The sequence below is a fragment of the Paraburkholderia diazotrophica genome, from assembly GCF_038900755.1.
GTDB lineage: Bacteria > Pseudomonadota > Gammaproteobacteria > Burkholderiales > Burkholderiaceae > Paraburkholderia > Paraburkholderia diazotrophica_A.
In genome coordinates this window covers 1-371 of record NZ_JBBPEN010000085.1, presented here as the reverse complement: position 1 = coordinate 371, position 371 = coordinate 1, and the positions used below count along the sequence as shown (strand labels likewise).

At 54.2% G+C, this 371-nt stretch carries 1 protein-coding gene; it reads right to left on the bottom strand.

Features of this window, described 5'->3' with window-relative positions; translation table 11 throughout:
* Window positions 1-186: 186 nt before the first annotated feature.
* A partial coding sequence (locus tag AABE10_RS36330) for a hypothetical protein (protein ID WP_342937855.1) occupies window positions 187-371 on the bottom strand: 185 nt, incomplete at its 5' end.

Here is a 371-nt window from a genome sequence, read left to right as displayed (position 1 = left end):
GCGCGCGGTGTGCGGCGCGACGCAGCGGGGGCCGCGACAGAAACGGCGCGGTGGTATAGCCAGCGGGGTTTGAAGCGATGATGCAAAAAACCTGTTGACGAACACCGGAAGGTTGTTCATAATCTCGCTTCTCTGCTGCTGATGCAGCAGACGCAACGAAGGCAAGGCGCCTCGTGCGGATGTTCTTTAAAAACTAACAGCCGACAGATGTGGGTGCTCGATGACGAGCGCGCGGTGGTTCTTTGGAGCTGCCGGAAGCGAAAGTAATCGAGTCTCACACAGAAAGAAATTGAGGAAGGTTTGAGCAATCAAGCCATCTGTCAGTGATTTTGAGTGAGCGACCGGTTTCGAAAGAGACCGAAAAACAGTAA